The sequence below is a fragment of the Streptomyces sp. NPDC002125 genome (assembly GCF_053593715.1).
This window is the reverse complement of sequence record NZ_JBSFDD010000019.1, coordinates 1-14,217: the sequence shown is the minus strand read 5'-3', so window position 1 is coordinate 14,217 and position 14,217 is coordinate 1. Positions and strand designations below refer to the sequence as shown.

The following is a 14,217-nucleotide window of genomic DNA, read 5'->3' as shown; positions in this document are numbered from 1 at the left end:
GACGGGGAGAGGGCCCGGCTTGGCGACGTTCGGGTGTGCGGGCTGCGACGCGGTTCTGACGGCGGCGGTGGCGGAGGTGGCATTGCCGATCCACCTGGCCGATACCCATGGGGAGACGCTGCATCCGCCCCTGCTGGAGGCCGGGACCTACGCCGTCGACCCCGCCCCGTACGGGCAACCGTGGCGGCAGTGGGACGAGCTCGGGTGTGCGAGGCGGCGGAGCGGGGTCGCTTCGCGCCGTCCGGCGCTCTGCGTTCCGGCACACACTCGCGCGGCTGCCCGCCGTGAGAGAGCCATGGCTGCGGGCGATCTACGACCGAGGATGCTGAGCCGGAAAGGCTCTGTACGGGCGGCCGGAGGTTCGTGGAGGTGGGCGGCGTCAAGCCGCTTGTGTTCGGGGTTCTTGAGGACGTGTCACGACGCCGGGGCGGACCGCGGCGTGGCTGGGCGGGGCCAACAAGGGGTTTTGTTGGGCTGGTGTGGGGTGGGTTGATATCCGGGTGGGGCAGGGTGGCCGGCAGGTATGCGTCGGAGGGGTGGTGTGCTGGTGGAGTGGGACTGGTGGACGGTGGAGTTCGGTGACGTGCACGCGGGCGCCGCGGGTGTGCTGATCGGGGGGAGGGAGCCGGGCCCGGTGTATTTCGATGTCGGGAGCGGTCCGCATGTGCCGTCGACTACGCGCTGGACGGCCTACGACGGCCGCTCGCGCCGCCCGCGCGCCGAGGCCTTGCGCGGGGTGTGCGCGTGCGGCTGGCGCGGGGCCGCGGAGTATCCGCTGGACTGGGCGGCGATCGGCGATCAGGCCTTGCACGAGGCGGACATCGACCTCACCGGTCCGCTCGCGGACTGGACCGCGCACCTGTCCGTCGTCCGCGACAGGACCGTGCCACTCCCGGAGCCCTTGGCCGCTCTGCTGGTCGAGATCGCCGACCAGCTGAACACCGCCGCCGTGGACACACCGCTCGCCGCACTGCGTGCCGCCGGCGTGCTGGAGCGCATGACCACCAGGGCTGCCGGCGCGGCCGCCGGCATGCTGGACGCCGACGTGTCCGCCGAGGCGGTGGCCACTGCCCTGGGCACCAGCCGGTCCAAGGCCCTGAGCCTGCTGATGACCGGGCGGGACCGGTAGCGGTACGGTCCGCAACGGATGGCCGACGTCCGGGACGGCAGCCTGCCGCGCCGGCATCCGGGTCCTGCCCAGACTCATCGGTCATGCGCCCACGCCGATGCACCCCTCTCGCGCATCGGCATAGGCGCACTCGCTGCCACGCCACCGGCACACAGGTGATACCCCGAGTCCCTCAGCCCGCGCGGTGCGCGGGCTGGCTGAAAGGCCCCGGACGAGCAGTGCTTCCTCGAACCGTCCGCTCGGCGCGAGGCTTGGCCCTACGATGAAGGTCTGCGCCGACGCTGGGAGTTCAGGTGGACATGGCTGAGCACACCCCGGACTACCCGCCCAGGACCCCGCCCCCACCCAAGCGACCGCTCTCCCCACCACGCCCGGAGACCGGACTGCAAGGGGCCAGGGCCCGGATGCAGGTCCGCAACCGGCGCAGCGCCAACTGGTCGCTGGAGGCCGCCCCGTGGTCCGCGAGGAAGGCGACCGGGCACGTCCTGGACCGGCTCCATGAATGGGGCTATCGGGAAGCCGACCAGGCCGCCGCCGACCTGACCGATCTCCTGGTGCGCACCGCCGTCGCGGACGGCGGCCGCCGCGTCTCCGTCCACCTCGCCGACCAGGACCGCCAGGCACTCATCGTCGCCCTCTCACACCAGCCGGGCCCCGCCGCCACCGACGCAGTCCTTCCGGAGCTCACCGCCCTTGGCGCGGTGGCGTGCGGCACCGACACCGCCGACGACGGACGCCGACTCTGGGCGATCCTCCCCCTGTAGAAACCACAGGCGGCCGGCCTGTGTACGAGCGTCGCTTCGGCCGGGGCGGCGCGGAACGGATCTGACTGCAGGTACAACGGTGTGTCGAAGTCGGCGTCGGCCACCGGGTAGAGCAGGACCTGGGCCTTCAGGTCGAGTCCGTCCTCACTTCCTTGTTCATCAGCGCGAAGACGGCGGCCATGCATCCGCCGACGGACTCCCCGGTGACCGCCACGCGGGAGGTGTCCATTCCGTGGTCGGCGCCGTTCTTCCGTACCCACTGGCCCACCGCGTAGTTCTGCTCGACCTGCGTCGGGTACTTCGCTTCCGGCGCTCGGTCGTAGACGCGGAAGACGCCCACGGCGCCGGCTCCGACGACGAGCTCGCGGAAGAGGCGGTCGTGGGTCTTGTCGTCTCCGAAGACCCATCCCGCGCCGTGGATGTAGATGATCACGGGCAGCGGGCCGGTGGCGCCCTTCGGGCGGATGACGCGGGTGCGGACCGTGCCCCACTCGCCGGCGTCGACGTCCACCCATTCCTCGTCGACCTCCGGCCTGTCCACGCCCCCGCCGCTCTGCGGACCGGCGAGGATGTCGCGGCCCTGCTCCGGCGGGACCTCGTAGATGCGCGGGTGCGGGCCCGACCGGGGCTCCGACAGCTGCCCGCGGGCCGGGTCGCCGTCGCCCGGCCTCGACGGGACCTGACCGCAGTACCTCCCCGTGGGGGGGCCGGGTCACGTTCCGTGAATCCGTATGGCCGGTTCGAGCTGGACATGAACAGCCGTCTCGATCTGGACCTGTCCATCCGGGCGACGGTGCCCGGCCCGCGCACCCCGCAGGGGGAGGCAACCGCAGCCCCGGCGTGACACCAGGGCTCCGGGTCCTGGCCGGAGGCAGGTGAAGGCGGTGTTCTCTGCCCACCCGCCGCCCCGGACTGCTACGGCCAGGCGGCCTGTCCGGGTCGACGGAGGCGTGGCACGGTCGTTTTCAGAAGGTGAGCAGAATCTTGCCGAGCACGCCGCCTGCTTCGAACCGCTCGTGGGCGCTGCGGACCTCGTGGAAGGGGTAGCGGTGCGCGATGCGTAGCCGGAGTTCGCCTCTGTCCACCAGGGCCGTGAGCTGGGCGAGGTGATCCTGGTCTTCCTGGACGTAGTTCTTGGCGGCCCCGGGGATGTCGGGCAGGGGGTGGTCAGCGATGGAGATGTACCGTCCCCTTGGTGCGAGGGCGGGGCCCGCGTCGATGCCCGCGGTGTCCAGTACTGCCGTATAGGTACGGCGGGGGAGATCGGCCGGGGTGTGCCAGACGCGTGCGGCGCCGAGTTCCCGGGCCGCGTCGAGGTGCTCGGGGCGTGAGACCAAGGCGTCGACGGTGGCCCCGGTGCGGCGGGAGAGTTGGACGGCGATGCCGCCCACGGCGCCGGCCGCGCCGGTGATCAGGACGTTGTCTCCGTCGGTGACTGCCGCCCGGTTCAGGGCCTGCAGCGCCGTCACTCCGGCCAGCGGCAGTGCTGCGGCATCCGCCAGCGGAAGTGTGGTGGGTGCGGGCGCCAGCAGCCGGGCGGGCAGAGCGACCTGCTCGGCCCACGTACCGCGGCCGGTGGCGATCTGTGCCGACATCGCGATCACCTGGTCCCCGAGGTGGTAGCCGGGGTGGTTGGCGGCGGTGACGACTCCGGCCAGATCCCACCCCAAGGTGGCGGGGAGTTCGGGCCCGGCCTTCCCTGCGCGGGTCTTCCAGTCCACCGGGTTCAGACTGCTGGCGACGGTACGGATCAGTACCTCGCCGGCTCCTGGAGTGGGCTGGGGAACCTCCCGGACGGACAGGACTTCGGGCCCGCCGTGGCGAGCGATTTGGATCGCCTGCATGGCGACCTCCTTCGCGAGGTGAGTGGACGGGGAGTCAGGCGGCGATCGAGGCTTCGTGTTCGGCGTCCTGCGCCGACGTCCGTGTCCGGGGCAGGACGAGATAGGTGAGGGCCAGTCCGATCAGGCTCAGTACCGCGCCCGCCAGGCCGGTCCAGCGCAGAGCGCCGGCGGCGACGATCGCGCCGCCGATGACCGAGCCGGCTGCGGCCCCGAGGTTGAAGGCGCCCACGTTGACGGAGACCGCCAGGTTCGGGGCGGCGCCCGCATGGTGCAGGATGAGTCCCTGCAGCGGGGCAATGGTCGCGGTGGCGAGCACGCCGAGTACCAGGACCGCGGCCACGGCGGTGGGCTGCCACACCACGGCGAACGGGACGAGCAGGAGCGTCCCCGCCAACCCCCCGAAGACCCCGCGTACGGTGGCGCTCATCGACTTGTCGGTCAGCTTTCCGGCGGTGAGGTTGCCGAGGAAACTACCCGCGCCGTAGGCGAGCAGCAGACCGGAGACCGCCGCGGCGGAGAAGCCGGAGACGCGGATCAGCAGCGGGGCGATGTAGGTGAACACCGTGGCGACCCCAGAGAAGCCCACCGCGGTGGTAGCGATGGCGAGCATGACCGGTCGACGCGTCACCACGCGTATCTCGTCACGCAGTCGCGTGGACGGTGCCTCCTCCCGGGGCAGGACGGCGGACAGGAGCGCGGTGCCCACCAGGGACAGAACGGTCAGCACAGCGAACGGAGCCCGCCATCCGGCGCCCTGCCCGAGCAGTGCCCCCAGGGGCACTCCGAGGAGCGTGGCCACGGTGAAGCCGGAGGCCACGGTGGCGATGGCCGAGCCGGTCCTCTCGGCCGGGACCACTCGAATCGCCGTCACCAACGCCAGAGCCAGGAAGGCGGCGTGACTGAGCGAGGACACCACGCGGCCCACCAGGAGCAGACCGAACGACGGCGCTACCGCGCTGATCGCGCTGCCCGCCGCGAACAGCAGCATCAGGCCAATGGCGAGCCCCTTGCGTGGCAGACGCGAGGTCAGCAGGGCCATGAGCGGCCCTCCGACCACCACTCCGAGCGCGTATGCGGTCACCGCTTGTCCGGCGGTTCCCACGGAAACGCCAAGATCAGCTCCGACCTGGGGCAGCAGCCCGGCGATCAGGTACTCCGAAGTACCCACGACGAAGACGCTCGCGCACAATGCCGCGAGCGTCGCGAAACCCTTGTTCATGTTCATGCCGCAGACGCTAAAGTCTCACATCGGTATGAGAGTCAAGACGAGCGGGCGATGCCCGCCTCGCCATCGGGAGGCCTTTGTGCGCATCGGTGAGCTGTCCCAGCGGACCGGCGTGGCCGTGCACCTGCTGCGCTACTACGAAGAACAGGGTCTGCTCCACCCGCAGCGACGCCCCAGTGGCTACCGGGAATACGTCGAAGAGGACGTTGCCATCGTCCGCCGCATCCGCAGCCTGCTGGCCGCCGGCTTGGGCACCTCGACGATCACCACGGTCCTGCCGTGCCTGCGGGACACCGGCGATCGCCTCGTCCCCACTTGCTCGGACCTGCTCGCCGATCTCCACCAGGAGCGCGACCGCATCGCTCAGGCCATCAGCGACCTTCAGTCCTCCATGGACGCGCTCAATGACGTCATCGCTGCGGCCCCGGCCGACGTCGCTCGCCGGGCACTGGCCTCACTCGGCGTGTAAACGAAATCGATCTCCGGCCAACGGCCTGTCGTCTCCCCGCGATCTCCTCGGGCATGGCGGTTCTCACCATCCATGCGGGCCGGGCACGGAGCTGACGTCCGTGACGTGAACACGACCCGCTCATCACCGAGAGTCGAACCGTAAATCCACTGATCGCAATGAATGACTGCAAATGACCGATTGCTGCCCGAAGTTGGGCTCGGGATGCGTTCGCGATGCGGTCACTGTGACCGTTCCCCGAACGTTTCCTTCCGGCGTCGCCAGGCCCTCACTTTGCACCGGCCCGAGCAGAACAGGGCCGTCGACCTCCGGTCGACGCCGGCCACCCACCGGGCCCCGCACTCGGGACACTCGGCCTCGCCGACCCCGTCCCGCACGGCCGCCAGGCGCTTACGCAACTGCCGGCCCGTACGCCACCGCCTGGCACGACACGCCGGCGAACAGAACAACGCGTCGGGCCGGGCCCCCGGCCTCAGCCGTTCGCCACAAGCTCGCCCGTGGGGGAGGGGCGGTGGATGACGATCGGCGCGCTCATCTCTCCAGGGTGCGACTCCAGGCCGGTTCCAGCACGCCGGGCGACCTCCCGTCGCGCCCACCCCCGGACCGCCTGATCAGCCCTCCAGCACAGCCACCGTGCCGGCGCCGAGCTGGTGCGGGGCACTTCGGGTGAAGTGTTCCAGGCGCTCGCCGATCTCGGTGGCCGGTGCCGCGTCGCGGAAGCGCGGGTTCGTCAGTGTGCGGCGGACCTGCTGCGCCCGGGCCAGGAGGCCCGTCGCCCGTTGTTCGCTCGGTACGTTCCAGACGTCGGTCAGGGCCTGGGCCGCCCCGTCGAGGTCGCCGCGCATCAGCCGGGCCGTCGCCAGGTCGGCTGCCGCTCCGCCCACCACGGGCAGAGAGCGCGTGGCGGGAGGCCTGGAGCTCACCAGCTCCAGGGCCCGCTGGGCCGCGGCCTCCGCCTGGCGCCCGTCACCGAGGAGCAGGCAGGTGGAGCCGTTCGACATGGCCAGGCGCTCCTCGCTGAAGCCGAACTCACCCCCCACCCCGTCGTGCAGGTCGTCCAGCGAGCCGTTCCCCGCCTCGGCGGAGATGGCCAGGGCGCGTCGCGCCGAGGCCATGTCCCCGAGGTGTCCGTACGCGCGTGCCTCGATGGCCGCGAGGCGACGGCATGCGACGTCGCCGAGTCCGGGCAGCATGGCGGCCCGGCGTGCGTACTGCGCCGCCTCGGCGGGGCGGCCGGAGAAGTAGGCGACGTAGGCGAGCGTGCCGCCGGCGTAGGCGCGCAGCGGCTCGAACCGCGCGGTCTCGCCGTACAGAGCGGCCGAGCGCGCGAGCCGTGTGGCGCCGTCGAACGAGCCCAGGTCGAACGCGGCCGTGGCGAGAAGGGCGCACGCCTGCCCGGCAAGGATGAGGAGTTCCTGCTGCTGGACAGGCACCTGGGTGCGATCCCGGTGCCGCTCGATCTCCTCCCGGAGGGCGCGAGCGGCCCGGAGCACCTCGAACGGTGGCAGCACGGCGTACCGGCGGGCCAGCCGGTGCACGTCGTCACGCAGCTGTTCCACGGCGGTGTCGGAGATGGAGGCGGAGGCGGCAGCGCCTGCCTCGTTCTGGGCGTCGCGTGCGGTCATGTCGATCTCGGCTTCCAGGTTGTACGCGGGTGCGGGTGCATCAGGCGAGGGAGCTAGGAACAGCTGGTCCACGTCGACGCCGAACATGTCCTCGAGGACACGGCACGCCTCGGCGGCGGGAAGCCCTTGGATCTTGCCGGAGGTCCAGCGCCTGAACTGCGCTTCGGAGACGGTCAGGTTCTTGACACCGATCCGCTGACCTGCGGCTTCGAAGTTCTCGCGGAATTCCCGGTACGTCCAGCGGCGTCGCTCGACCAGCGCCTTGAGCACCGTCCTGGGAGTCTCACCCATCTTGTTCTCCTCGGCATCGGGCCTCGACGGCTACGGCGTGTGTCCGCCGCTCCCTCGGATCAAGGGGATACCGCCGGCCACGCGCAGGGCAACACCGCCCGGCGAGACGACACTTCAACGCTACCCAGGTGCGCCCCGGCTCACCTGAAAGAGCGCCAGATGCGCCCCTCCAGGACATGGCGGTGACACCCGGTCACGGACCACGCTGATTGCCTTCACCGAATGCATCGAAGTGGTGACGCACGGCAGTACCTGCCCGCAAGCGGCGGAGCACGCGACGGCGCCCTACGACCTGCGGAAGGACCGGGTATGACCGCGACCAGCAGTGTGGCCACAGCGCAGCAGCGCGTCAGCAGCACCTCCCCCGCTCGACGGCTCGGTACGTCCGGCCGCTCCATGGACCTGTGCGTCCCCCGCACCTCCCGGCCGCGCACAGGCAGCGCGGAGGTGTCCGAGGAGGACACGCTCTGGCCGGGGCACATCCGCCGTATCGGCCGGGCGCAGCTTCGCCGGTGGGATCTGGACGCCCTGTCCGAGCCCGTCGAGCTGTGCCTGAGCGAACTGGTCACCAACGCCATGCGGTACGGCCGCGGGCCCGTCGTCGGCGTACGGCTCCACCAGGACGGCTCGCACCTCCTCATCGAGGTGACGGACGGATCTCCCGACCGGGCGGTCCTCGGCGTCGCCGGCCCCGACGAGGAGAGGGGCCGTGGCCTGGCCCTGGTCGACGCCGTCGCCGACGCGTGGGGCGTCTCGGACGACGGCACGTGCACCTGGTGCCGTCTGAGAGTGCCGGAGAGGCGGTCGTGACCGCGGAGGCCGCCATCGTCCGGCGGACGTGCCCCGGGCGAGCGGCCGTCACATCGTCCTCCGGTCCGGCGGTCCGGCGGCCCGCGAACGTGAACGCCCCATGACCGCACCCCCCGAACGTCTCACCGAGACGCAGACGAGAGAGACGGACCGCCCAGTGCCCTCGCCCGTCCAGCCGGCCGTCGTCCCCTTCATCACGCAGAGGAAGGGAGAGGAGGCCGCTCCGGACAACCTGATCCTGCGGCCCTCGCGGGGCGCGCGAGGCCGCTACCGGCTGTTCTACGAGGACGAGGACCCCAGGGACCGCGATCTGCGGCAGGTGCTCTGGGGCCGGGTGTCGTTCAACGAGGTTGACGAGCTCCGGCGCCCCACCGGTGAGCCGGAGTGGAAGCTGATGCACCCCTTCCGCCAGCGGATCACGATGGAGACCCTGCGCTGCCAGGTCTGCACCGCACCCGCGACGACGGCTCTGGGCACCGTCTTCCTGGCCGGCTCCCGTGACTACGAGCACCAGGAGCCGCCGCTCCTCACCAACCAGCCCCCGGTGTGCCCGAAGCACGTCCGTACGGCCGTCGCTCTGTGCGCCCACCTCCGCCGCGACCCCGTCGTGTTCCTGGCGACGAGCGCGCCCTTGTACGGGGTCCTCGGAACGCTCTACGGCCTGATCGACGGCAAGGTCGACGTCGTGACCCAGCCGAGGGAGCCCCTTCCCTACGGGCATCCCAACCTGCCCACCTTCCTCGCGTCACAGCTCGTCCGCAGGCTGTCCCGCTTCCGCGTGCTGACCGTCGGCCAACTGACCCGGGAACTGGCCGGGCTGCCCACGTAGAACGCGGTCCGCCCGCCGGACAGCGCTCACCCCGGGCCGGGCTGCCCACGTAGAACGCGGTCCGCCCGCCGGACAGCGCTCACCCCGGGCCGGGCTGTCAACGGCCGGAGCCACCACCCCGACACCGTGCTCGCCGACGTTTCCCCTCCCACGGAGCGGGCGGCGGCCCTGGCGCCTTTGGAAGGCATTCATGTCCCGACGCGCGTGGCAGGTGGCAGTGTTTCTGACTGCCATCGTTCTTCTGGCCTTCGCCGCCGAGAGCGGTGGGGACCACAGCTCAACCGCACCTCTCAGGAGCTCTCCATGACTGTTCTGACGACCGATCACCCCGCCTGGACCGAGAGCGGCGGGACCGGAGGCCGCGCACGAGCCGTGCGCACGGCCACAGGCCTCTGGGTGCTGTCGTGGGACGGGGACGGCCTGCGTACACGCTGCGTGGACGGCACCGAGGACGTGAAGCCGGAGCTCGTCACCACCCACCCGGACAGCCTGCCCGACAGCGTCCCCGCCTCGCTCAGGACGGCCCTGGAAGGCGTCGGCACCTCGCAACGGCCTGCCAACCCGTGGCTGTGGGACGCGATCACCACGGCGATCCTGCGCCAGGTCGTACGAGCCGGGCAGGCCCGCAAGCTCTACCGGCAGTGGTGCAAGACCCACGGGACCACGGTCGAAGGCCCGTTCGGTGAGCTCACCACCGCCCCCACGGCCGCACAGGTCCTCGCCCTGTCGGACGAGCAGTTCGACGGCATCGGAGCCAAGTTCCACCGCGGCGTGCTGCGCTCGGCCGCCGAGCACTACGAGCTGCACGCCGCCGACTGGACGGGCATGAAGGCGCCCGAGCTCGCGGCCGCGCTCACCACCATCCCCCGAGTCGGCCCGTGGACCGCCGCGGCAGCCGCGACCGACTTCACCGGCGACTTCAGCGTCTACCCGCACGACGACCTCGCCGTCCGTACGTGGGCCGCGCAGGCCGCGCCCCACTACCCCTGGCCGGACAAGAAGGACAAGGGGTTCGGCCCTCTCTGGACCGGCTGGGCCGGTCCCGACCGCACTGCCCTGCACACCCTGACCCTTTCCACGCTCACCTGGGGCTCCCATGCCCGCTGAACCGGAGGATCGATGCGGTTAGCTCTTCTTTCAGGCGCAGACCCCACGCACACACTCGACGCCGTCTTCGTGAACGCGCCCCTGCGCGACTACGCCCGGCGCCCGCGCACGAACGACTACACCCTGCCGGTGCTGGGCATGGCGTACATCGCCACGTACGCCCAGCAGGCCGGCTTCAACGTGGGAGTGCTCGACGCGGAGGCCCACGGCCTGGGCCTCGCCGAGACCGCCGACCTCGTCAACGCGGCACGGCCCCGGTGGGCGGCCATGAATCTCCTCGCCCCCACGTACGAGATGTCCGCGCGCATCGCGGCCCGGCTCGACCCCGCCATCGCTCTGATGGCCGGCGGACATCACGCGAAAGCGATGCCCGACCGGATCCTGGCCGACCCGCGCATGGCCAACCTGCGGGCCCTCGTGCTCGGAGAGGGAGAGCTGCGCGTCGCCGCGCTGCTGGAGGACGAGCAGCGCCGCCGCGAACTGCCCGGCGTCCTCTGGCGGGACCGGTTGCTCGGGAGCCGGGCCGCCGGCATCCCGGCGGGCAGACCGGACCCGCAGCTGCTCGGCCCGGACATCGACAGCCTGCCGTACGTGAACCGAGCCTTCCTGCCCCAGGACCCGTACGGGGCCGCGCCGACGGAGACGGACCGGCGCCTCGCCCTGAGCCGTGGCACGGACCTGCTGGAGACGGCCGCCCGCACCGGCCATGTGGAGGCGAACATCGTCGGGAGCCGCGGCTGCCCGTACAACTGCACCTTCTGCGGAGCCGCCGTCAGCGCCAACCCGGACCTCAGCATCCGTGTGCGCTCCCCCGAGAACATCATCGGCGAGCTGGACCAGCTGCACGAGGAGCACGGGGTGACGGCCTTCCGGTTCGTCGACGACCTGTTCCTCGGCGCGGGCCGGGTCATCGACGAGCAGATGGCCGCCTTCACGCGGAACCGCATCGGCGAGCGTTACGTGTGGGACGCCACCGGCCGCATCAACGTCCTGGACCGGCTCGGCGACCGCGACCTCGACCGCCTGGTGCACAACGGCTTACGCGAGGTCGCTCTCGGCATCGAGTCCGGCAGCGACCGCGTTCTCAAGGCGATGGACAAACGGATCGACGCCGAGATGACCGAACGCGTCGCCCGTCGCCTCGTCGAGCACGGCATCGGCGTGAAGGGGTACTTCATCCTCGGGTTCCCCGGCGAGTCCCACGACGACCTCGCGGCGACCGTCCGCCACATCCACCGCCTCTGGGCAATCGCCGACAGCAGTCCGGGAGACGTACGCGCGAGCGTGTTCGAGTTCCGGCCCTACCCCGGAACACCGATCTGGACGACCCTCACCGACGCCGGCCACAGGCCCGACGATCTCCTGGCCTACGGCGCCGTCGACCTCACCGCCGACGGCGCCGACGAGTCCATGCGCCAGCGCGACGAGTTCAACTTCTCGGTCGGCATCCAGTTCGGCGACGTCCCACTGCCCGAGGTCCGCTCCACCCTTGCCGCGCTCACGCGAGAGCAGCACCAGCGCAACCAGACCACCCAGGGAGCCGCGGCGTGACGCCGGGACGCGGGGCGTTCATCACGGTCGACGGCCCGAGCGGCGTGGGGAAGTCCACCACCATCGACGCCCTGCACACGGAGCTGGCCGGCCGGGGCGTTCCCGTACACCGCACCGTGGAGCCGACCACCAGCGACCTGGGCCGCTTCATCAGCGCCCACTTCAGCCACATCCGGGGCCACGCCCTGGCGTGCCTGGTCGCGGCCGACCGGTACGAGCACGCCGAGCACGAGATCAGGCCCCGGCTGGGCGCCGGCGACACCGTGATCAGCGACCGGTACGTCGCCTCGACGCTCGTCATGCAGCAGCTCGACGGGGTGCCGCTGAAGTTCCTGCTGGACCTGAACGCGAACGTGCTGATGCCGGACCTGGCGGTCATCCTGACGGCGGACCCCGCCCTCATCGCCGAACGGATAGCCGCGCGCGGCCCGCAGAACCGTTTCCACCGTGACCCGACCGCACCCCGCCGCGAGGTCGCCCTCTACACGGAGGCGGCTGAGACCTTGGTGACGGCGGGTGTGAGGGTGCTCGTCGTGAACACCGGTGAAGTCACCCCGACGGAGGTCGCTGCCGCAATCGCCGACGCGGTCCCCGGATCATCGATAGCGTCGGCTGCTTCACCGCAGTCGACACCATCTCAGGGACCATGACACCGGAACCACTCGCAGAACCCGTCATCGACACCCACGTCCTCCTGCGCGCGGGCGACAAGCTGCTGTTCTCCCAGCGCGGCGGCCCCTACGGCTACGGCCGCTGGCACATGCCCTCGGGCAAGCTCGACCAGGGCGAACCCCTGCGAGCCGGGGCCGCCCGCGAGTTGCTGGAGGAGACCGGCGTGACGGTCGACCCGGCGCACCTGCGGATGGTGCACGTGGTGCACCACCGCCAGAGCGCCGAAGTCGAACGGATCGGCTTCTTCTTCGAAGCCACCCGGTGGAGCGGGGAGCCCGTCAACAGGGAACCGGAGAAGTGCCTCGGCCTGGAGTGGTTCAGCGTGCACGAACTGCCCGAGGACATCATCGAATACCCGGAGAAGGGGCTCCTCGCCTACCTGGAGGGCGACGGGGCGCTCACGGAGCACGGGTGGGAGTAGCCGGTCCTGACGGGCTGAATCAGGCGGAGTTCCAGGCGATCTCTGCCGGGCTGGAGGGCAGTGATGACCTCAAGCCGCAGTGACAGATGAGCAGTGTTCGGGATGCCATTAAAGCCGAAAGGCGTATTTTGCCGGATTCGGCGAAAGTTATGCAGAACGACTCTCTCGGATGACAAACTCGCAGTTCAGCAAGAGTGCTCCCCGCGCCCGCGGGGATGGTCCCAGGCCCCGGGCGGTGGCGGTGCTGGTGGCCTCGTGCTCCCCGCGCCCGCGGGGATGGTCCCGCGCTCGGGTTGGTCCCGCTCGCGGTCCTGTCTGTGCTCCCCGCGCCCGCGGGGATGGTCCCTGCGCAGTGACGGGCAGGGTGTTGGTGGTGGCGTGCTCCCCGCGCCCGCGGGGATGGTCCCATGTGCAAGAACCTGTCGGTCGCCGTGCAGGAGTGCTCCCCTCGCCCGCGGGGATGGTCCCGACACCGCGCACTACACGTTCACCGCAGTACCGTGCTCCCCGCGCCCGCGGGGATGGTCCCTGCGCTCCGTCGAAGCGGACCTCGGCGGTGAAGTGCTCCCCGCGCCCGCGGGGATGGTCCCGCCACCCTGCCCCCGTTCAAGCTGGAGGGTGTGTGCTCCCCTCGCCCGCGGGGATGGTCCCCCGGAAGTTCCAGGGTGCAGCTGCCGCCGCCGTGGCGCAGGGCGTTGGTGGCGAGCTCCGGGACGACCAGGACCACGATGTCGGCGGCCTCGGCCGGGATCGGATCCACGAGACCCGCGAGGAAGTCCCGGGCGCTGTCGCATGTGACGGCGACGGACGTCGCGGATCGCGCGGGTACGACGGTGAGCGCGGTGCTCGTGCCCGGCGTGTGGTCCGCCAACCCTGTGCCATCGCTGTTCGAGTTCGATTGCCTCATCGCCGAACACACGAAAATCTATGGTGGCTGGAGTAGACATTGGGTGGTGGCCTGGTTATGGTTTCTCTCGTAACCCAGGAAGTCGGCAGGGCCTGGCAGAGACGAACTGCCAGGCAGCAGTACCGAAGTCGCAGTTGGCAGGAACGGTGCGGTAGCGGAGTATCGAAGCCAGGGTTGTTGCAGGACGGCGACGGGACTGGCGACCGGACCGGGTGGCCCGCAGTGATCAGGGGCCGCCGTGAGCAGTACCGCAGTTGACGGAGTACCCGTAAGTGCAGGACGGCAGTACCCAGCAGTGAAAGTCAGTGAGCGGTACCTCGGTGAAGGCGTCGGCTGCGGACGCGCGCACCGGGAAGTTTCGGCAGTGGGGTTCTAAGCCAGAGCAGACGCAGGACGGGCGACGGGGCTGGCTGCCGAAGAGTGGCGCTGTCACAGGCCGCTGGGCAGTTCGCAGTACCAGGAGTACGTAGTTGATCACCGAGGGAAGAACGGAGGAGCCAGGCGCCATCAGGATCGCCCGGGCGGAAGGCTGGAGCCCGGGTACCGCAGGACATCGATAGTGAGGTGGTCTCC

At 70.9% G+C, this 14,217-nt stretch carries 12 protein-coding genes, 1 pseudogene and 1 CRISPR repeat array; of the genes and pseudogenes, 9 read left to right on the top strand and 4 right to left on the bottom strand.

Annotated features, from left to right (window positions below; all coding sequences use genetic code 11):
• Positions 1-523 precede the first annotated feature (523 nt).
• On the top strand, positions 524-1,129 hold the full coding sequence (locus ACWCQM_RS27535; protein ID WP_450917805.1) for a hypothetical protein: 606 nt from the start codon (positions 524-526) through the stop codon (positions 1,127-1,129).
• 299 nt (positions 1,130-1,428) lie between these two features.
• Complete coding sequence (locus ACWCQM_RS27530) at positions 1,429-1,893, top strand: hypothetical protein (RefSeq protein ID WP_079180967.1); 465 nt, start codon at positions 1,429-1,431, stop codon at positions 1,891-1,893.
• 65 nt (positions 1,894-1,958) lie between these two features.
• On the opposite strand, the pseudogene ACWCQM_RS27525 reads toward ACWCQM_RS27530, so the two are convergent.
• The 3 genes and pseudogenes from ACWCQM_RS27525 to ACWCQM_RS27515 form a co-directional block, all read right to left on the bottom strand.
• A pseudogene (locus ACWCQM_RS27525) lies at positions 1,959-2,530 on the bottom strand (alpha/beta hydrolase); the annotation flags it as partial.
• A gap of 328 nt (positions 2,531-2,858) precedes the next feature.
• A complete protein-coding gene (locus ACWCQM_RS27520) occupies positions 2,859-3,737 on the bottom strand; it encodes an NADP-dependent oxidoreductase (protein ID WP_450917804.1) in 879 nt (292 codons plus the stop codon).
• A gap of 34 nt (positions 3,738-3,771) precedes the next feature.
• Positions 3,772-4,962, bottom strand: a complete 1,191-nt coding sequence (locus ACWCQM_RS27515; protein WP_450917803.1) for an MFS transporter — start codon at positions 4,960-4,962, stop codon at positions 3,772-3,774.
• A gap of 79 nt (positions 4,963-5,041) precedes the next feature.
• On the opposite strand from ACWCQM_RS27515, the gene ACWCQM_RS27510 reads away from it, so the two are divergent.
• On the top strand, positions 5,042-5,431 hold the full coding sequence (locus tag ACWCQM_RS27510) for a MerR family transcriptional regulator (protein ID WP_450917802.1): 390 nt from the start codon (positions 5,042-5,044) through the stop codon (positions 5,429-5,431).
• 611 nt (positions 5,432-6,042) lie between these two features.
• On the opposite strand, the gene ACWCQM_RS27505 is transcribed toward ACWCQM_RS27510, so the two are convergent.
• The gene (locus ACWCQM_RS27505) at positions 6,043-7,347 is read right to left on the bottom strand and encodes a DNA-binding protein (protein WP_450917801.1); all 1,305 of its coding nucleotides are present in this window, start codon (positions 7,345-7,347) and stop codon (positions 6,043-6,045) included.
• Between the two features lie 309 nt (positions 7,348-7,656).
• Between ACWCQM_RS27505 and ACWCQM_RS27500 the strand changes: the two genes are divergently transcribed.
• From ACWCQM_RS27500 to ACWCQM_RS27475, 6 genes are all read left to right on the top strand, one after another.
• The gene (locus tag ACWCQM_RS27500) at positions 7,657-8,157 is read left to right on the top strand and encodes an ATP-binding protein (protein ID WP_450917800.1); all 501 of its coding nucleotides are present in this window, start codon (positions 7,657-7,659) and stop codon (positions 8,155-8,157) included.
• Between the two features lie 100 nt (positions 8,158-8,257).
• Positions 8,258-8,986 carry a hypothetical protein gene (locus ACWCQM_RS27495; protein WP_450917799.1) on the top strand — a complete coding sequence of 243 codons (729 nt, stop codon included), beginning with the start codon at positions 8,258-8,260 and terminating at the stop codon, positions 8,984-8,986.
• Between the two features lie 303 nt (positions 8,987-9,289).
• On the top strand, positions 9,290-10,093 hold the full coding sequence (locus ACWCQM_RS27490) for a hypothetical protein (RefSeq protein ID WP_450917798.1): 804 nt from the start codon (positions 9,290-9,292) through the stop codon (positions 10,091-10,093).
• A 69-nt stretch (positions 10,094-10,162) separates the two neighbouring features.
• A complete protein-coding gene (locus tag ACWCQM_RS27485) occupies positions 10,163-11,644 on the top strand; it encodes a B12-binding domain-containing radical SAM protein (protein ID WP_450917797.1) in 1,482 nt (493 codons plus the stop codon).
• Positions 11,641-12,294 carry a dTMP kinase gene (gene tmk, locus ACWCQM_RS27480; protein WP_450917796.1) on the top strand — a complete coding sequence of 218 codons (654 nt, stop codon included), beginning with the start codon at positions 11,641-11,643 and terminating at the stop codon, positions 12,292-12,294. Before ACWCQM_RS27485 ends, tmk begins: the two co-directional genes overlap by 4 nt.
• Positions 12,291-12,737 (top strand): NUDIX hydrolase, encoded by a 447-nt coding sequence (locus tag ACWCQM_RS27475; protein WP_267080862.1) that lies wholly within the window; start codon positions 12,291-12,293, stop codon positions 12,735-12,737. The genes tmk and ACWCQM_RS27475 overlap by 4 nt, the downstream gene beginning before the upstream one ends.
• 194 nt (positions 12,738-12,931) lie before the next feature.
• A CRISPR array of direct repeats spans positions 12,932-13,388; the repeat unit is 29 nt; unit sequence GTGCTCCCCGCGCCCGCGGGGATGGTCCC.
• Positions 13,389-14,217: the final 829 nt, after the last annotated feature.